Consider the following 17666-nt stretch of genomic DNA (forward strand, 5'->3'; position numbering starts at 1 on the left):
CCTCCGGGACATCGGCCGCCTCCGGGACACCAGCTGCCTCTGGAACGGCAGTTGTCTCCGGGACACCAGCTGCCCCCGCAGCGGCGGACGCCTCCGGGGCGGCGGTCTCCGCCGGATCGGCTTCGCCGTCCGGCCGGTCGGGCCGGTCCGGCCCGCCGGGCCCGTCCTGCCCCTGCCGGGCGTCCGAGCCCTTGTCGTACGCGTCCATTCCGCCCCGTTCGGTCCCGATCCGTCCATCCGCCCGCTCCGCCGCGGGGGCGCCCATGCGGCCCCCGGGCGACTGCTCGGCGACGTTCGAACGGGAACGGTACTCAGGACCGGCCGCCCGCACAGCCCCCGGCGGACCGGCCGCACCGTGGCCGTCGCCACATCCGGCGGGGACAGCCTAGAGAACGTGCCCCGGCTCGCCCTTGTCGTCCACCACGGGACGCCCGGCGGCGGCCCACTCCTGCATGCCCCCGTCGACGTTCACCGCGTCGACACCCTGTTGGACCAGGTACATGGTGACCTGCGCCGAGCGGCCCCCGACGCGGCACAGCACGTGCACCCGGCCGTCCTGCGGCGCGGCCTCGGCCAGCTCACCGTACCGGGCCACGAACTCGCTGAGGGGAATGTGCAGCGCCCCGGCGGCATGACCCGCCTGCCACTCGTCGTCCTCGCGGACGTCCAGCAGGAAGTCGCCGTCCGCGAGGTCCTCGACACCGACCGTGGGCACACCAGCTCCGAAACTCATGTCCCAGACGCTACCCGAGCCGCCACCCGGCGGCTCAGTCCTGGGCCAGCACTCCCGCCAGCTCCGCCTCCCGCTCGCGCACCTGCGTCGCCAGCTGCTCGGCGATCTCCTCGAGCAGTCGGTCGGGGTCGTCCGGGGCCAGCCGGAGCATGGCGCCGATGGCGCTCTCCTCCAGCTCCTTGGCGAGCAGGGTGAGCAGCTCCTTGCGCCGGTCGAGCCATTCGAGGCGGGCGTACAGCTCCTCGCCGCGGCTCGGGCGCCGCTCGGGCACCGGCCCGGCGGCCCACTCCGCGGCCAGCTCGCGCAGCTCCGCCGCGTCGCCGCGGGCGTAGGCGGCGTTGACGCGGGTGATGAACTCCTCGCGCCGGACCCGCTCGGCCTCCTCCTGCGCGAGGTCGGGGTGGGCCTTGCGGGCCAGCTCGCGGTAGAGCTTGCGGGCCTCCTCGCCGGGCCTGACCCGCTGCGGGGGCCGTACCGCCTGGTCCGTGAGCATCGCCGTGGCCTCCGGGAACAGCCCGTCCCCGTCCATCCAGCCGTTCAGCAGCTCCTCGACGCCGGGGATCGGCATCAGGCGGGCCCGCGCCTCGTCGGCCCGGCGCAGGTCGTCGGCGTCGCCCGTGCGGGCCGCCCGGGCCTCCAGGATCTGCGCCTCCAGCTCCTCGAGCCGGGCGTACACCGGGCCGAGCCGCTGCTCGTGCAGCCGCGAGAAGTTCTCGACCTCCACGCGGAAGGTCTCCAGGGCGATCTCGTACTCGATGAGTGCCTGCTCGGCGGCCCGTACGGCCTGTTCCAGCCGTTCCTCGGGACGCGGCGCACCCCCCTGCTCGGGCTCAGCTTCCGGCGTCGTCACCCGACCAGCCTAGGGCCTGTCCGGCGGACGGCGCCCCCCACGCGGGCCGGGGCACGGTCCGCCCGCCCCGCACACCCCCGGTCCCGCGCCTCACACCCCCAGTTCCGCCGCCACCCGCCCCGTGCGCACCGCGCCCACCAGCTCCGCGTGGTCCGCCTCGGTGCGGTCGGCGTAGGCGACGGCGAAGGCGGCCACCGCCTCGTCCAGTTCGTCGTTCTTGCCGCAGTAGCCCGCGACGGTCCGCGGGTCGGCGCTGTGCGCGTGGGCCCGGGCCAGCAGGGCGCCCGTCATGCGGCCGTAGTCGTCCAGCTGGTCGGCGGCCAGCGCCGCGGGGTCGACGCTGCCCTTGCGGTTGCGGAACTGCCGTACCTGGAAGGGCCGTCCGTCGACCGAGGTCCAGCCCAGCAGGATGTCGCTGACCACCTGCATCCGCTTCTGCCCCATGACGACCCGGCGGCCCTCGTGCGCGGCCTCGGGCGCCTCGAATCCGGCGGCGGCCAGGTGCGGCAGCAGCGCGGAGGGCCGGGCCTCCTTGACCTGGAGCACGAGCGGTTCGCCCCGGTGGTCCAGGAGCAGCACGACGTACGACCGCGTGCCCACGCTGCCGGTACCGACGACCCGGAAGGCCACGTCGTGCACCGCGTACCGGGCCAGCAGCGGCAGCCGGTCCTCGGAGAGGGTGGCCAGGTACGCCTCCAGGGCACCCGCGACCGACGCCGCCTCGGTGTCCGTCACCCGGCGCAGCACCGGCGCGGCGTCCACGAAGCGCCGCCCGCCGTCCTCGGTCGGCTCGGTCGACTTCGCGGCGAAGCGCCCGCTGGTGTTGGCCCGCGCCTTCTCGGACACCCGCTCCAGCGTGCCGAGCAGGTCGTGGGCGTCGGTGTGGGAGACCAGTTCCTCGTCGGCGATGGCGTTCCAGGCGTCCAGTGCGGGAAGCCTCGCCAGCAGCCGCATGGTGCGCCGGTAGGCGCCGGCCGCGTCGTGGGCGGCCTCGCGGCAGGTGTCCTCGTCGGCGCCGGCCTCCCGGCCCGCGAGCACGAGCGAGGCGGCGAGCCGCTTGAGGTCCCACTCCCAGGGGCCGTGGACCGTCTCGTCGAAGTCGTTCAGGTCGATGACCAGGCCGCCGCGGGCGTCGCCGTAGAGACCGAAGTTGGCGGCGTGCGCGTCCCCGCAGATCTGGGCGCCGATCCCGGTCACCGGCGTACGCGCCAGGTCGTACGCCATCAGGCCCGCCGACCCGCGCAGGAAGGCGAACGGCGTGGCCGCCATCCGCCCGGCGCGGATCGGGGTGAGCCCCGGTATCCGGCCGCGGTGGGACTCCTCGACCGCGCGCACCGCGTCCGGCCGGGCGGCGTCCAGGTCGAGCGCGGCGTGCGCGGACCGCGGGACGCGGGTGCGCAGCGCCTTGCCCTCGGCCTTCGGTGAGCCGCCCACGGGCCACCGCGCGAACCCGGGAACGACCGGCGGCCGCCCGCCCGGCACCGCCCCTCCGGCCCCGCCTCCCGACCCTCCGGCCACCCCTCCGGCCCCGCCGGCCGTCCCCCGCGTTCCCTCCGCGTCCCCGCCCGCACGCGCCGTCGGCACCGCCCCGGCCGCCTCTGAGGCCGCCGCCTGCGTGCCCGCCCCCGCCGTCGCCCCGGTCATCCCGGCCGCCTCCCCGTGCTCGTCGTACCCGTCCGTATCCGCGCGCAGTACGGCCTCGTGCCGTGCCCGGCCGTACCCGCGCGGTGCACCGGTGATCCGCGCCGCGCCGGCGCGCCACGACCGTACCCCCGGCCGCACCGCCCGTACACGGGCCCCGTCCGCGCCCTCATAACGCCGGGCAGGGGGCGAAACAGGAGGTGCCCGGGCCCCCTCCGGCGCGCCTACGGTGGCCAGCGATCACCACGGAGCGCGCCCGCCGAAGCACCTACAGCAGCCTGCCCCGCGCCGGCGGGCGCGCTCCCTGTCCCGACGTCCCGGATGCCGCACGTCCCGCACCTTCCCCAGGGACCACCCACCGAGGAGACCGAGGAACCGCCATGACCTCCGACACCCCCACCACTCCCGACGTGCCCAAGCCCGGACCCGGACCCGGCTCCGGCTCCGGCTCCGGCCAGGGTTCCGGCGCCGACCGCGGGATCAGCCGGAAGACACTGCTCAGGGCGGCCGTCGCCGCCGGCGCCACCGTTCCGCTGCTCGCCACCGGCGGTATCGCGCTGGCCCGGGACGCCGCCCGCTCCTCCGACGGCCGGAGGCTGACGCCGACCCCCTACTGCGACGACGGCGACGACCTGACGCCCGACCAGATGGAGGGCCCGTACTTCAAGCCGAACTCCCCGCTGCGCACCAACCTGGTCACTCCCGGCACCCCGGGGACCCCGCTGACCGTCAGCGGCTACGTCTTCGGCCGCAACTGCGTCCCGCTGTCCGGCGTACTCCTCGACTTCTGGCAGGCCGACAACTACGGCGCCTACGACATGGCCGGGTACACCTTCCGCGGCCACCAGTTCACCGGCGCCACCGGCGCCTTCGCCCTGAAGACGATCGTGCCCGGCCTCTATCCCGGCCGCACCCGGCACATCCACGTCAAGGTGCAGGCCCCCGGCGAGCCCGTGCTCACCACCCAGCTCTACTTCCCCGGCGAGCCCCGCAACAGCACGGACATGATCTTCGACCCGGCCCTGCTGATGAACGTCCGCGGCGCCGGCGGCGGCAAGGAGGGCACCTTCGACTTCGTCCTGAACGTGGACGGCGACACCGGCCCCACGGACCCGCCCACCGACCCGCCCACCGACCCGCCGGGCGGCACCTGGGCGAGCGGCCACGCCTACACCTCCGGCGACCGGGTGACGTACGGCGGCCGCTCCTACCGGTGCCTCCAGGCGCACACCGCGATGACGGGCTGGGAGCCGCCGAACGTGCCGGCCCTGTGGCAGCCGGAGTCCTGAGACCTTCCTCACAGCACACGCACCGCGGGCCACCGCACCCGGACATGCGAAAGCCCCCCAGGTCCGAGACCTGGGGGGCTTTCGACTGGTGCGCGAGGGGGGAGTTGAACCCCCACGCCCTTGCGGGCACTGGAACCTGAATCCAGCGCGTCTGCCTATTCCGCCACCCGCGCATTGGGTGTGTCTTCCGGGCTTTTCCTTGCGGTCCGGCGCCTTCCGACACGAGAACATTAGCACGCTGGAACGGGTCGATTCACATCCCTTTCCCCCGGCGGACCGGGGCGCACGCCCTCCTTCGGGCACTCGTCCCGGTCCTGGGCCGTTCACGTATCAACCTCGTACCGGTCCGGCCCGTCTCCCCAGGAGCCGGTGGGGGACCGCGGTCAGGTGCGGGACACTGGTCTGCGGCCGCCTCTACGATCCTGGGCATGAGTTACCTGCGGGAGCACATCCCGAAGGTCCGCGGGAGTTCGAAGGGGAGCTCCGGCGGGAACTCCGAGAGGCGTCGACACCCGTCGACCGGGCCGACAGGGGGAACCAGCCGATCGACCGGCGCGTGGATACGATCAGTAAGCAGTACCAGGTGGGCAGTGCAGGACCGCACGGCAGCGACGGAGGAGGTGCCCCATGGGAGTCCTGAAGAAGTTCGAGCAGCGTCTCGAAGGTCTGGTCAACGGCACCTTCGCGAAGGTGTTCAAGTCCGAGGTGCAGCCCGTGGAGATCGCGGGAGCGCTCCAGCGCGAATGCGACAACAACGCGACCATCTGGAACCGCGACCGCACCGTCGTGCCCAACGACTTCATCGTGGAACTGAGCACTCCGGACTTCGAGCGCCTCAGCCCCTACTCCGGGCAGCTCGGCGACGAGCTGGCCGGCATGGTCCGCGACTACGCCAAGCAGCAGCGCTACACCTTCATGGGGCCGATCAAGGTCCACCTGGAGAAGGCGGACGACCTCGACACCGGCCTGTACCGGGTGCGCAGCCGCACGCTCGCCTCCTCTACCAGCCACCAGGGCGGCCCGGGCCCCGCGGCACCGCCGGCGCCGCCCGCGCGGCCCAGCGCCCCGGGCGGCGGGTACGGCTACCCGCCGGCCGCCGCCCCCGCGGGCGCCCCGCCCATGCCGTCCGCGCCGCCACCCGGCCGTCCCGGCGGCTACGGCTACCCGCAGCCCGCCGGCGGCCAGCAGCCCCCGGCCGCACCCGCACCCGGCGGACGCACCCGCCACTGGATCGAGATCAACGGCACCCGCCATCAGATCTCCCGCGCGACGCTCGTGCTGGGCCGCAGCACCGAGGCCGACGTGCGGATCGACGACCCCGGCGTCTCCCGCCGGCACTGCGAGATCCGGACCGGAACGCCCTCGACGATCCAGGATCTCGGGTCCACCAACGGCATCGTGGTGGACGGGCAGCACACCACCCGCGCTACGCTCCGCGACGGCTCACGCATCGTCGTGGGCAGCACCACCGTTATCTACAGGCAAGCCGAAGGGTGATCCGGGGGCAATGTCAGAGCTGACCCTCACGGTCATGCGGCTGGGTTTTCTCGCCGTACTGTGGCTGTTCGTGATCGTGGCCGTGCAGGTCATCCGCAGCGACCTCTTCGGTACGCGGGTCACCCAGCGCGGCGCGCGACGCGACGCCGCCCGACCGCAGCAGACCGCCACGCGCCAGGGCCAGGCGCCTCCACCGCAGCGCCAGCAGTCCGGCGGAGGCCGCGGCCGCCGGGGCGCGCCCACCAAGCTGGTCGTGACGGAGGGCACCCTCACCGGCACCACCGTTGCCCTCCAGGGGCAGACCATCACGCTCGGCCGGGCACACGACTCGACGATCGTGCTGGACGACGACTACGCCTCCAGCCGCCATGCCAGGATCTACCCGGACCAGAACGGCCAGTGGATCGTCGAGGATTTGGGCTCCACCAACGGCACCTACCTGGACCGGGCCCGGCTGACGACCCCCACACCGATTGGCCCCGGGGCGCCGATCCGCATCGGCAAGACCGTCATCGAGCTGCGGAAGTAGTGCTACACCAATGAATGAGCGCGAGCGGAGCGAGCACGCAGCGGCGGCCGGCACCCCGGGCCCCGGCGCGCTCCCGACCGGAGGGTGGGCAGTGTGGCTCGACACGACCGGCTGCATTCGGAGCCGACGGGCGAGGTGCGCATGAGTCTGTCACTGCGCTTCGCCGCCGGTTCCCACAAGGGCATGATCCGGGAGGGCAACGAGGACTCCGGCTACGCCGGTCCGCGCCTGCTCGCCATCGCCGACGGCATGGGCGGCCAGGCCGCCGGCGAGGTCGCCTCCTCCGAGGTGATCTCCACCATCGTCGCCCTCGACGACGACGTGCCCGGCTCCGACGTCCTCACCTCCCTCGGCCACGCCGTCCAGCGCGCCAACGACCAGCTGCGGCAGATGGTCGAGGAGGACCCCGCCCTGGAGGGCATGGGCACCACGCTCACCGCCCTGCTGTGGACCGGCCAGCGCCTGGGCATGGTCCACGTCGGCGACTCCCGCGCCTACCTGCTGCGCGACGGCGTCCTCACCCAGATCACCCAGGACCACACCTGGGTGCAGCGCCTCGTCGACGAGGGACGGATCACCGAGGAGGAGGCGGGCACCCACCCGCAGCGCTCCCTGCTGATGCGCGCCCTCGGCAGCGGCGACCACGTCGAACCCGACCTGTCCATCCGCGAGGTGCGGGCCGGCGACCGCTATCTGATCTGCTCCGACGGACTCTCCGGCGTCGTCTCCCACCAGACGATGGAGGACACCCTCGCCAGCTACCAGGGCCCCCAGGAGACCGTCCAGGAGCTGATCCAGCTCGCGCTGCGCGGCGGCGGCCCCGACAACATCACCGTTATCGTCGCCGACGTCCTCGACCTCGACACCGGCGACACCCTCGCCGGGCAGCTCTCCGACACCCCCGTGGTCGTCGGCGCCGTCGCCGAGAACCAGGCCCAGATGGGCGACAACGGCATCATGCAGACCCCGGCCGGGCGCGCCGCGGGCCTCGGCCGGCCGGGCGGACAGCGCGGCGGGGGCGGCGAGTTCGGCCCGCCCGGCAGCGGCGACGTCACCGGCTTCATCCCGGCCGGCGGCTTCGACGACTACGGCCCCGACGACTTCGTCAAGCCCCGCAAGAACCGCAAGTGGCTCAAGCGGTCCCTGTACACCGCCCTCGCCCTCGCCGTCATCGGCGGCGGCACCTACGGCGGCTGGCGCTGGACCCAGACCCAGTACTACGTCGGCACCAACGACGACCACCTCGCGCTGTACCGGGGCATCAGCCAGGACCTCGCCTGGGTCTCGCTCTCGAAGGTCCAGAAGGACCACCCCGAGATCGAACTCAAGTACCTGCCGCCCTACCAGCAGAAACTGGTCGAGGCCACCATCCCCGAGGGCGACCTCAACGACGCCCGGGCCAAGATCGAGGAACTGGCGGTACAGGCCTCCGCCTGCAAGAAGCAGGCCGACCGGCGCACCGCGGAGACCGAGAAGAACGCGAAGACGGGCGAGGGCGAGGCCGGGGGCACCACGGGAACCAGCCCCGCCTCCTTCACGTCCAAGGCCTCACCCAGCCCGAACCCGTCGGGCTCGCCCGAGGCACCCGAATCGTCCGAGTCCCCGTCCACGACCGCACCCACTCCAGGCTCAGGACCGACCCTCTCGGAGGAAGAGCAGAAGGTCGTCTCGCTGTGCGGTAAGCAGTAGGCAAGCCGTGAGAGGCCCTGTCACACGATGAGCAGTACTACCAACCCGTCGACGCACCACACGTCCACGATCGGCGCCATCGGCGCCCCGAGCCGGCGCAACACCGAACTGGCTCTGCTCGTGTTCGCCGTCCTCATCCCGGTCTTCGCCTACGCCAACGTGGGCCTCGCCATCAACGACGAGGTGCCCGCGGGGCTGCTGAGCTACGGATTCGGCCTCGGCCTGCTGGCCGGCGTCGGCCACCTCGTCGTGCGCAAGTTCGCGCCGTACGCGGACCCGCTGCTGCTGCCGCTGGCCACGCTGCTCAACGGCCTCGGACTCGTCGCCATCTGGCGCCTGGACCAGTCCGAACTGCTCCAGGACATCGAGCAGGCCGGCACCGCCGCACCCCGCCAGCTGATGTACACCGCGATGGGCATCGCCCTGTTCGTCGCCGTGATGATCTTCCTCAAGGACCACCGCGTCCTTCAGCGCTACACCTACATCTCCATGCTCGGCGCCCTGTTCCTGCTGCTGCTCCCGCTCGTACCGGGCCTCGGCAAGAACATCTACGGCGCCAAGATCTGGATCCAGGTGGGCTCCTTCTCCATCCAGCCCGGTGAGTTCGCCAAGATCGTCCTCGCGATCTTCTTCGCCGGCTACCTGATGGTGAAGCGCGACGCGCTCGCGCTGGCCAGCCGCCGCTTCATGGGCCTCTACCTGCCGCGCGGCCGCGACCTCGGCCCCATCCTGGTGGTCTGGATCGTCTCGATCCTGATCCTGGTCTTCGAGACCGACCTCGGCACCTCGCTGCTGTTCTTCGGCATGTTCGTGATCATGCTGTACGTCGCCACCGAGAGGACCAGCTGGATCGTCTTCGGCCTGATGATGTCCGCCGTCGGCGCCGTCGGCGTCGCCAGCTTCGAACCGCACATCCAGCAGCGCGTCGACGCCTGGCTCGACCCGATGAAGGAGTACGCGCTCTCCCGCGCGGGCGTCGGCGGCCACTCCGAGCAGGCCCAGCAGGCCCTGTGGGCCTTCGGCTCCGGCGGCACCCTCGGCACCGGCTGGGGCCAGGGCCACTCCGAGCTGATCCGCTTCGCCGCCAACTCCGACTTCATCCTCGCCACCTTCGGCGAGGAACTGGGCCTGGCCGGCCTGATGGCCCTGCTCCTGCTCTACGCCTTGATCGTGGAACGCGGCGTGCGCACCGCCCTCGCCGCCCGCGACCCCTTCGGCAAGCTCCTCGCGATCGGCCTCTCCGGGGCCTTCGCGCTCCAGGTCTTCGTCGTCGCCGGCGGTGTCATGGGCCTCATCCCGCTCACCGGTATGACCATGCCCTTCCTGGCCTACGGCGGTTCCTCCGTCATCGCCAACTGGGCGTTGATCGGCATTCTGCTGCGCATCAGCGACACCGCGCGCAGACCGGCACCCGCCGCGCCCGCCAGCCCCGACGCCGAGATGACGCAGGTGGTCCGGCCGTGAACAAGCCACTGCGCCGCATCGCGCTCTTCTGCGGTCTCCTCGTCCTCACCCTGCTCATCCGGGACAACTGGCTCCAGTACGTCCAGGCCGACGAGTTGAAGGAGGACGAGCACAACCGCCGGGTCGCCATCGAGCGGTACGCCAGCCCCCGCGGCGACATCATCGTCGACGGCAAGGCCATCACCGGACACGCCACCACCGAGGGCGACTTCAAGTACAAGCGCACCTACAAGGACGGCGCCATGTGGGCGCCCGTCACCGGGTACGTCTCCCAGGCCTTCGGCGCCACCCAGCTCGAGTCCATCGACGACGGCATCCTCACCGGCAACGACGACCGGCTCTTCTTCCGCAACACCCTCGACATGATCACGGGCAAGAAGCGCGAGGGCGGCAACGTCGTCACCACCCTCAACAGCGCCGCCCAGAAGGCCGCCTACGACGGTCTGAAGAAGCAGGGCGCCAAGGGCGCCGTCGTCGCGATCGAGCCGTCCACCGGCAAGATCCTCTCGATGGCTTCCTACCCGTCGTACGACCCCAGCGTCATCGCGGGCAGCAACGAGGCCGCGGGCGAGGCCTGGAACAAGCTCCAGAAGAAGAACAACCCCGACGACCCGATGCTCAACCGCGCGCTGCGCGAGGTCTATCCGCCCGGATCCACCTTCAAGGTGGTCACCGCGGCGGCGGCCCTGGAGCACGGGAAGTACGACTCGGCCGACGAGAAGACCGACTCCCCGCTGCCGTGGACCATGCCCGGCACCACCACGCCCCTGCCGAACGAGGGCGACCTCCCCTGCGAGGACGCCACCCTCCGCGAGGCACTGCGGGTGTCCTGCAACACCGTCTTCGGCAAGGTCGGCTCCGACCTCGGCAACGACAAGATGCTCGAGACGGCCAAGAAGTTCGGCTTCACCGAGGAGCAGTTCGTCCCGGTCCGCTCCAGCGCCTCCGTCTTCTCGGACGACATGAACGAGTCGCAGACCGCGCTCTCCTCCATCGGCCAGTACAACACCGCCGCCACTCCGCTGCAGATGGCCATGGTCACCTCCGCCATCGCCAACAACGGCTCCCTGATGAAGCCGTACATGGTCGACGAGCTCCAGGCCCCCAACCTGGACACCATCGAGAAGACGGACCCCGAGGAGATGAGCAGGCCGCTGTCCGCGGACAACGCCCAGATCCTCCAGTCCATGATGGAGACCGTCGTCGAGGACGGCACGGGAACCAATGCACAGATCGACGGCGTCAAGGTGGGCGGCAAGACCGGTACCGCACAGCACGGCGTCGACAACAGCGAGAACCCGTACGCCTGGTTCATCTCGTACGCCAAGGCCGACGACGGCAGCTCGCCCGTCGCCGTGGCCGTGGTGATCGAGGACGAGAACGCCAGCCGCGACGACATCTCCGGCGGCGGCCTCGCGGCACCGATCGCGAAGAACGTCATGGAGGCCGTCATCGACAGCAAGAAGTGACCGCGCCATGAACGGGGCGTGACTCCGGTCACGTCCCCTTCACATCGGCGCACGTTGCGATACCGGTCCTGTATCGGCTGCCCGGCTCGGCCAAGGGGGCCGGAGTGAGCCGGGTACGGTAGGCCGGACGGCAGCCTCCGACCGTACAAGCATGCCGGTCGGGACCGACGGAGAGGGCTGGTAGGTAACCATGGAAGAGCCGCGTCGCCTCGGCGGCCGGTACGAGCTGGGCCCTGTGCTCGGCCGTGGTGGCATGGCGGAGGTTTACCACGCTCATGACACCCGGCTCGGACGCCAGGTGGCGGTGAAGACACTCCGCGCGGACCTCGCGCGTGACCCGTCCTTCCAGGCCCGCTTCCGCCGGGAGGCCCAGTCGGCCGCCTCGCTCAACCATCCCGCGATCGTGGCGGTCTACGACACGGGCGAGGACTACATCGACAACGTGTCGATCCCGTACATCGTCATGGAGTACGTCGACGGCTCCACACTCCGTGAGCTGCTCCACTCCGGCCGCAAACTGCTGCCGGAGCGGACGCTGGAGATGACGATCGGCATCCTCCAGGCCCTGGAGTACTCGCACCGGGCCGGCATCGTCCACCGCGACATCAAGCCGGCCAACGTCATGCTCACCCGCAACGGCCAGGTCAAGGTCATGGACTTCGGCATCGCCCGCGCCATGGGCGACTCCGGCATGACGATGACCCAGACCGCCGCGGTGATCGGCACCGCCCAGTACCTCTCCCCGGAGCAGGCCAAGGGCGAGCAGGTCGACGCCCGGTCCGACCTGTACTCCACGGGCTGCCTGCTCTACGAGCTGCTGACCGTGCGTCCGCCCTTCGTGGGCGACTCCCCGGTCGCGGTCGCCTACCAGCACGTGCGCGAGGAACCGCAGGCGCCGAGCGTCTTCGACCCCGAGATCACGCCCGAGATGGACGCGATCGTGCTGAAGGCCCTGGTCAAGGACCCGGACTACCGCTACCAGTCGGCCGACGAGATGCGCGCCGACATCGAGGCCTGCCTGGACGGCCAGCCCGTCGGAGCCACCGCCGCGATGGGCGCCATGGCCGCCGGCGGCTACGGCGCCTACCCGGACGAACAGCCGACCACCGCGCTGCGCTCCGACGCGGGCGGCGGCGCCACGACCATGCTGCCGCCCATGAACCCGGACGACGGCGGCTACGGTTACGACGAGCGCCCCGACCGGCGCCGCCAGCAGCCCCGCAAGAAGAACACCTCCACGATCTTCCTGGTGCTGGCCGGCGTCCTCGTCCTGGTCGGCGCGATCCTGATCGGCAAATACGCGTTCAGCGGGGGCGGAGGGCCGGGCGACGGCAAGGTCGAGGTGCCCGCCCTGATCGGTCAGACGCAGGACGACGCCGAGCAACTGCTCACCAACTCCGACCTCAAGCTGGGCACGGTCGAGCAGAAGCCCTGCGAGGACCAGAAGAAGGGCAGCGTCTGCGACCAGGACCCCAAGCAGGGCGCCTCGGTCGACAAGGAGTCCACCGTCAACCTGGTGGTCTCGACGGGCGCGCCGAAGGTCGAGATCCCCGACGTCGAGGGCCTCGCCTTCAGCGAGGCGGAAGCCGCCCTGAAGGACAAGGGCTTCGAGGTCGAGAAGCAGTCGGAGGAGTCCACCCAGACCCCGGACACCGTGCTCACGCAGGACCCCAAGAGCGGTGCGTCACGGGAGAAGGGCTCCACCGTCACCCTCACCGTCGCCAAGGAGACGTCCCAGGTGACGGTGCCCGATCTGAGCGGCATGACCCCCGAGGACGCCAAGAAGCGTCTGGAGGAGCAGGGTCTCGCCCTCGGCACTCAGGAGGTGGCGGAGTCCACCGCGCAGGCCGAGGGGACCATCTTCGAGCAGAGCCTGGGTGCCGGGCAGGACGCCGACCGCGGCAGCGTGGTCAACGTGAAGGTCGCCAAGGCGCCGGCCAACGAGAAGTTCGCGATGCCGAAGGTCACGCAGATGACGGTCGCCCGGGCCAAGCAGGTCCTCGCCCAGAGCGGTCTGCAACTCGAGAAGGTCCAGGGCGCCCCGAACGACGACAACGCGATCGTGTTCGGGAGTAACCCGCCCGAGGGCCAGGAGGTCAAGAAGGGCGACAAGGTCACGTTGTTCGCTGCCGGGCAGCAAGGCGGCGACAACGGCGGCGGCAACGGGGGCGGCATCATCGGCGGGCTCCGCGGCAACGACGACTGACGCTCCTCGCGTAACGCTCCTCACGAAGAAGGGTCCGGTACCTGGCCAGGTACCGGACCCTTCTTCGTGCCCTCGCCCGCACCACCGTGTCGGCGGGTCGGTCAGCGCAGTTCCTCCGGCGGCGTCCGGTCCTCGTCCACCTTCTCCGTGCGGACCAGCTCGCCCCAGACCACGTACCGGTAGCGGCTCGTGTAGACCGGGGTGCAGGTCGTCAGGGTGATGTAGTGGCCGGCCTTCTTCTTGCCGGACTCCTCGGGGATGCCGCCGAGCACCTCGACGTTGTACTTCGAGGTCTCGGGCAGGACGGCGTAGGTCTTGTAGACGTACCAGGTGTCCTTCGTCTCGAAGACGATCGGGTCACCCTTCTCGATCTTGTCGATGTTGTGGAACTTCGCGCCGTGCCCGTCCCGGTGGGCGGCCAGCGAGAAGTTGCCCTTCTTGTCCGAGGTGGGCAGCGTCGCCTTGACCGGGTCCGTGTAGTAGCCGGCCACGCCGTCGTTGAGGACCTTCATCGACGTGCCCTTCTCCACCAGGACGTCGCCCTCGCCCATCGCCGGGACGTGCAGGAAGCCGATGCCCGCCTTGGTGTCCAGCGCGCCCGGGCCGCCCCCGCCCACCCGGTCCTGGGCCCAGTTGTCGCGGACCTTGTCGGCCTGCTGGTCCGCCGCGCGGTCGGCGACCACGTTCGTCCACCACAGCGAGTAGACGACGAACAGGCCCATCACCAGGCCCGCGGTGATGAGCAGCTCGCCGAAGACGCTCACCGCCCGCGCGACGATCCGGCGCGGACCGCGCCCGCTGCGGCCGGTCCCGGTATCCGGTCGGCCGTCCTCGCCGGCGTGCTCCTGCTGGTCCGTGTCGGTGGTCGCTGCCACTGGTCATCCGCCCTTAACTGACGAGCGCATCCGGCTTGCCCTTGCTGCGCGGCCGTTCCTCGACCATCTTGCCCCACACGATCATGCGGTACTTGCTGGTGAACTCCGGCGTGCAGGTGGTGAGGGTGATGTAGCGGCCGGGTCCCTTGAAGCCCGACTGCTTCGGGACCGGGTCCAGCACGCTCACGTTGCTCGGCGACGTCACCGGCAGGATCGACGCCATCTTGTACACGAAGTACTTGTCCTGCGTCTCCACCACGATCGGGTCGCCCGGCTCCAGCTTGTTGATGTACCGGAACGGCTCTCCGTGCGTGTTGCGGTGGCCCGCGAGCCCGAAGTTGCCGGTCGCGGCGTCCGGCATCGCGGTCTTCAGCCCGTCCTCCGCGTAGTGCCCGACCATGCCCCGGTCCAGCACCTTCTTGCTGCTGATGCCCTCCGCGATCGGCACCACCACGTCCAGCTTGGGGATGTGCAGCAGCGCGAACCCCTGTCCGGGCTCGAAGGCCCCCGGGTTGCGCTTGCCGTTCGCCCAGTCGTCCTGGAGGTCGCTCGCGGCCTGGTTCGCCTGGGCGTGCGCCCGCACGTTCGTCCACCACAGCTGGTAGGTGACGAACAGCAGCATCAGCACGCCGGTCGTGATGAAGATCTCACCGATCGCCCGGCTGGCGATCACCGCGGCGCCGGGCTTGCGTGCCCGCGCCTGCCGACGGGCCTCCACGCGCGACAGGGGCGCCTTCGCGCCCTCCTCGGCCTCAGCCCCCGGTGACTGACTCCGGGGCGCCCCACGGCGCCCGTGACGCCGTTTCGCGGCCTTCCTGCGGGCCGCCCGCCCGCCGCCCGCGGGACCGTCCGCCGCGGAGGCGGCCCCGGTCTCGGCGGGCGTCCGCCGCGCCGGGGGCTCCGGGACCCGCAGCGCCACCGTCTCGTCGTCGGTGAGCGGCGGCCGGTACCCGTCCGCGGATTCCCCGGACGCGAACTCCTCGTACCAACCGTCCCCGAACGCACCGGAATCCCCGTACGGCTGCCCGTACGAGGATCCCTGGTCACCGGCCGTGCCGGAGTCGCGCTCGGGGCGCAGCGCGGTCACGCCGTGGCCCTGCCCACCACCGGGGCGAGCCCCGCCGACCTCGCCACCGCGTCCTGGTCGCCGCACTCCACCAGCCAGTTGGCCAGCATCCGGTGCCCGTGCTCGGTCAGCACCGACTCCGGATGGAACTGCACGCCCTCCACCAGCAGGTCCCGGTGGCGCAGGCCCATCACGATCCCGTCCGGCGTACGGGCCGTCACCTCCAGCTCCGGCGGCACCGTGGCCGGCTCCGCCGCCAGCGAGTGGTACCGCGTCGCCGTGAACGGCGAGGGCAGCCCCGCGAAGACGCCCCGGCCGGTGTGCTCCACCGGCGAGGTCTTGCCGTGCAGCAACTCGGGCGCCCGGTCCACCACACCGCCGTACGCCACCTGCATCGACTGCATGCCCAGGCAGACGCCGAAGACCGGCACCCCGCTCGCCGCGCAGTGCCGGACCATGTCGACGCAGACGCCCGCCTGCTCCGGCGTACCCGGGCCGGGCGAGAGCAGGACGCCGTCGAAGCCGTCCTGGGCGTGCGCCGTCGACACCTCGTCGTTGCGCAGCACCTCGCACTCGGCGCCGAGTTGGTACAGGTACTGGACCAGGTTGAAGACGAAGCTGTCGTAGTTGTCGACGACGAGGATGCGCGCGCTCACTGGTTGTCCACCGTCACATCGTTGAAGGGCAGCAGCGGTTCGGCCCACGGGAAGACGTACTGGAAGAGGACGTAGACCACGATCATCGCCAGCATGAGCGAGAGCAGCGCCTTCACCCACGTGTTCCCCGGCAGATGCCGCCAGATCCACCCGTACATGCCGTCCCTTCCGTCGCACCACGGCGCCAGACTCACGCCGTACCGCACCAGACTAGCGGCGCCGGGCCCCGCGGAACGGCCCTAATCCACAGGCTGGGCATAGTGCAGGTCCGCCGTGCCCGAGTAGCCCGGCAGCGTCACCCGCCCGTCGTCCTCGACCTTCCAGCCGAGCCCGTACACGTTGACGTACACCATGTAGTTCTGGATCGCGGGCGACTTCGCCAGCGCGTCCTTGAGGTCCTCCGGGTCCCCGACCGCCTGGATCTTGTACGGCGGTGAGTAGACGCGGCCCTGGAGGATCAGGGTGTTGCCCACGCAGCGCACCGCGCTGGTGGAGATCAGCCGCTGGTCCATGACCTTGATGCCCTCGGCGCCGCCCTGCCACAGGGCGTTCACCACGGCCTGGAGGTCCTGCTGGTGGATCACCAGGTAGTCGGGCTGCGGTTCCGGATAGCCGGGGAGCTTCGCGGTGGCGTCCGGCGGGGCGTCGTCGAGGGTGACGGTGATCGCCTTGCCCTTCAGCTTCTGCGTGCCCGCCTTCTCCTCCAGCGCCGCCAGTTCGTCGTCCTCCGACTTCGTCCGGCCGTCGTCGCGTTCGGCGAGCGATTCGACGTCCTCGCGCAGGGAGCCGTTGGACTCCTCCAGATCGCCGTTCTCCCGGCTGCGCTCGTGGATGAGATCGGACAACTTGAGCAAAGAGGCGTCCGTACGGATATTGGTGCCCTTCGCGGTATTGAAGCTGGTGAAGAAGATAAGTCCGGCGAGTGCGAACACGGCCGCCGTGAGTATCCGCACGGGCCGGAAACGGCGTCGGCGGACAGGGCTGGATCCCGTCCCGGGGGAGTCGGCAGAATTGCTCAACGTACCCTTATCTCCTTCGGCGCCACGGAAGGACTACGCTAACGGACGCCCGGGGGAGCGCTCAGAGTCCCCTTGTCCCATGTACGCCGCCCACCGAGACCGAGCCCCGTTCCCTGCGCGGCCACGCAGCGCATCGACAGGAGAGACCCTCGTGCCGAAGTCACGTATCCGCAAGAAGGCCGATTACACGCCGCCGCCGTCGAAGCAGGCGACCAGCATCAAGCTGACCAGCCGCGGCTGGGTGGCGCCGGTCATGCTGGCCATGTTCGTCATCGGTCTGGCCTGGATCGTCGTCTTCTATGTCACCGACGGTTCCCTGCCCATCGACTCGCTGGGCAACTGGAACATTGTGGTGGGCTTCGGTTTCATCGCCGCGGGGTTCGGCGTCTCGACGCAGTGGAAGTAACCCCGGCGGTGGCCGCCCAGTAGCTCCGGATCAGCTCTGCCCAGGGGTATTCACGGAGTTATCCACAGGCGCTGTCCACACGCTGGGGAAAAGAAAGACGATCTGTGGATAACCCGTCGGGCGTTGACGCCGGTGTGACGGAAGTACCGGCTGGACCACAGTTCCGAAAACGTGTTCGCCCCCTGCCTGACCTGCGAGAACGCTGGTCAGTGACAGGGGGCACATGTGTTCCCGCACGCTGTGCACAAGATCCGCCACCTTCTGTGGACAACTGGCG

The 17666-nt window shown here is 70.9% G+C and carries 16 protein-coding genes and 1 tRNA gene; 8 read left to right on the forward strand and 9 right to left on the reverse strand.

The window, feature by feature from the left end; translation table 11 throughout:
* Positions 1-385: 385 nt before the first annotated feature.
* The 3 genes from B9W62_RS19215 to B9W62_RS19225 all read right to left on the reverse strand — a co-directional run bounded on the left by B9W62_RS19215 (position 386) and on the right by B9W62_RS19225 (position 3227).
* A complete protein-coding gene (locus tag B9W62_RS19215) occupies positions 386-715 on the reverse strand; it encodes a rhodanese-like domain-containing protein (protein ID WP_087808348.1) in 330 nt (109 codons plus the stop codon).
* A gap of 52 nt (positions 716-767) precedes the next feature.
* Positions 768-1583: a hypothetical protein gene (locus B9W62_RS19220; RefSeq protein ID WP_087808349.1), complete on the reverse strand. Its 816-nt coding sequence runs from the start codon at positions 1581-1583 to the stop codon at positions 768-770.
* 90 nt (positions 1584-1673) lie between these two features.
* Entirely contained in the window at positions 1674-3227 is a 1554-nt protein-coding gene (locus B9W62_RS19225; RefSeq protein WP_087811981.1) for a DUF2252 domain-containing protein, read from the reverse strand.
* Between the two features lie 377 nt (positions 3228-3604).
* Here B9W62_RS19225 and B9W62_RS19230 point away from each other — a divergent pair, with 377 nt between their 5' ends.
* Positions 3605-4513 (forward strand): carbohydrate-binding protein, encoded by a 909-nt coding sequence (locus B9W62_RS19230; protein ID WP_087808350.1) that lies wholly within the window; start codon positions 3605-3607, stop codon positions 4511-4513.
* Between the two features lie 86 nt (positions 4514-4599).
* Here the strand turns inward: B9W62_RS19230 and B9W62_RS19235 are convergent.
* Positions 4600-4686, reverse strand: a tRNA-Leu gene (locus B9W62_RS19235).
* Positions 4687-5140: 454 nt separating this feature from the next.
* On the opposite strand from B9W62_RS19235, the gene fhaA reads away from it, so the two are divergent.
* From fhaA to pknB, 6 genes are all read left to right on the forward strand, one after another.
* A complete protein-coding gene (gene fhaA / locus B9W62_RS19240; RefSeq protein WP_087808351.1) occupies positions 5141-6010 on the forward strand; it encodes an antibiotic biosynthesis regulator FhaA in 870 nt (289 codons plus the stop codon).
* A 10-nt stretch (positions 6011-6020) separates the two neighbouring features.
* Positions 6021-6539 carry an antibiotic biosynthesis regulator FhaB gene (fhaB, locus tag B9W62_RS19245; RefSeq protein ID WP_003975090.1) on the forward strand — a complete coding sequence of 173 codons (519 nt, stop codon included), beginning with the start codon at positions 6021-6023 and terminating at the stop codon, positions 6537-6539.
* A gap of 141 nt (positions 6540-6680) precedes the next feature.
* Positions 6681-8228, forward strand: a complete 1548-nt coding sequence (locus tag B9W62_RS19250) for a Stp1/IreP family PP2C-type Ser/Thr phosphatase (RefSeq protein WP_087808352.1) — start codon at positions 6681-6683, stop codon at positions 8226-8228.
* A 27-nt stretch (positions 8229-8255) separates the two neighbouring features.
* Complete coding sequence (locus B9W62_RS19255) at positions 8256-9692, forward strand: FtsW/RodA/SpoVE family cell cycle protein (RefSeq protein ID WP_087808353.1); 1437 nt, start codon at positions 8256-8258, stop codon at positions 9690-9692.
* Positions 9689-11161, forward strand: a complete 1473-nt coding sequence (locus B9W62_RS19260; RefSeq protein ID WP_087808354.1) for a peptidoglycan D,D-transpeptidase FtsI family protein — start codon at positions 9689-9691, stop codon at positions 11159-11161. Before B9W62_RS19255 ends, B9W62_RS19260 begins: the two co-directional genes overlap by 4 nt.
* A 190-nt stretch (positions 11162-11351) precedes the next feature.
* A complete protein-coding gene (gene pknB, locus B9W62_RS19270; protein ID WP_087808355.1) occupies positions 11352-13367 on the forward strand; it encodes a Stk1 family PASTA domain-containing Ser/Thr kinase in 2016 nt (671 codons plus the stop codon).
* Between the two features lie 101 nt (positions 13368-13468).
* Here pknB and B9W62_RS19275 read toward each other — a convergent pair whose 3' ends face one another.
* From B9W62_RS19275 to B9W62_RS19295, 5 genes are all read right to left on the reverse strand, one after another.
* Positions 13469-14242 (reverse strand): class E sortase, encoded by a 774-nt coding sequence (locus B9W62_RS19275; protein ID WP_087808356.1) that lies wholly within the window; start codon positions 14240-14242, stop codon positions 13469-13471.
* 13 nt (positions 14243-14255) lie between these two features.
* Positions 14256-15329, reverse strand: a complete 1074-nt coding sequence (locus tag B9W62_RS19280) for a class E sortase (protein ID WP_087808357.1) — start codon at positions 15327-15329, stop codon at positions 14256-14258.
* Entirely contained in the window at positions 15326-15964 is a 639-nt protein-coding gene (locus B9W62_RS19285) for an aminodeoxychorismate/anthranilate synthase component II (RefSeq protein WP_087808358.1), read from the reverse strand. Before B9W62_RS19285 ends, B9W62_RS19280 begins: the two co-directional genes overlap by 4 nt.
* The gene (locus B9W62_RS19290; protein WP_179235559.1) at positions 15961-16122 is read right to left on the reverse strand and encodes a hypothetical protein; all 162 of its coding nucleotides are present in this window, start codon (positions 16120-16122) and stop codon (positions 15961-15963) included. The genes B9W62_RS19285 and B9W62_RS19290 overlap by 4 nt, the downstream gene beginning before the upstream one ends.
* Before the next feature lie 81 nt (positions 16123-16203).
* Positions 16204-16983, reverse strand: a complete 780-nt coding sequence (locus B9W62_RS19295; RefSeq protein ID WP_179235560.1) for a DUF881 domain-containing protein — start codon at positions 16981-16983, stop codon at positions 16204-16206.
* A 151-nt stretch (positions 16984-17134) separates the two neighbouring features.
* On the opposite strand from B9W62_RS19295, the gene crgA reads away from it, so the two are divergent.
* Entirely contained in the window at positions 17135-17389 is a 255-nt protein-coding gene (gene crgA / locus B9W62_RS19300; RefSeq protein ID WP_003975080.1) for a cell division protein CrgA, read from the forward strand.
* Positions 17390-17666: the final 277 nt, after the last annotated feature.

Source organism: Streptomyces sp. CS113 (assembly GCF_002188365.1).
GTDB classification, from domain to species: domain Bacteria; phylum Actinomycetota; class Actinomycetes; order Streptomycetales; family Streptomycetaceae; genus Streptomyces; species Streptomyces tendae.

Bases quoted from the DNA above. Each gene is read 5' to 3' on its own strand.
- B9W62_RS19225 (WP_087811981.1), bottom strand. From the start codon at position 3,227: ATGACCGGGGCGACGGCGGGGGCGGGCACGCAGGCGGCGGCCTCAGAG.
- B9W62_RS19230 (WP_087808350.1), top strand. From the start codon at position 3,605: ATGACCTCCGACACCCCCACCACTCCCGACGTGCCCAAGCCCGGACCC.
- fhaA (WP_087808351.1), top strand. From the start codon at position 5,141: ATGGGAGTCCTGAAGAAGTTCGAGCAGCGTCTCGAAGGTCTGGTCAAC.
- fhaB (WP_003975090.1), top strand. From the start codon at position 6,021: ATGTCAGAGCTGACCCTCACGGTCATGCGGCTGGGTTTTCTCGCCGTA.
- B9W62_RS19250 (WP_087808352.1), top strand. From the start codon at position 6,681: ATGAGTCTGTCACTGCGCTTCGCCGCCGGTTCCCACAAGGGCATGATC.
- B9W62_RS19255 (WP_087808353.1), top strand. From the start codon at position 8,256: ATGAGCAGTACTACCAACCCGTCGACGCACCACACGTCCACGATCGGC.
- pknB (WP_087808355.1), top strand. From the start codon at position 11,352: ATGGAAGAGCCGCGTCGCCTCGGCGGCCGGTACGAGCTGGGCCCTGTG.
- B9W62_RS19290 (WP_179235559.1), bottom strand. From the start codon at position 16,122: ATGTACGGGTGGATCTGGCGGCATCTGCCGGGGAACACGTGGGTGAAG.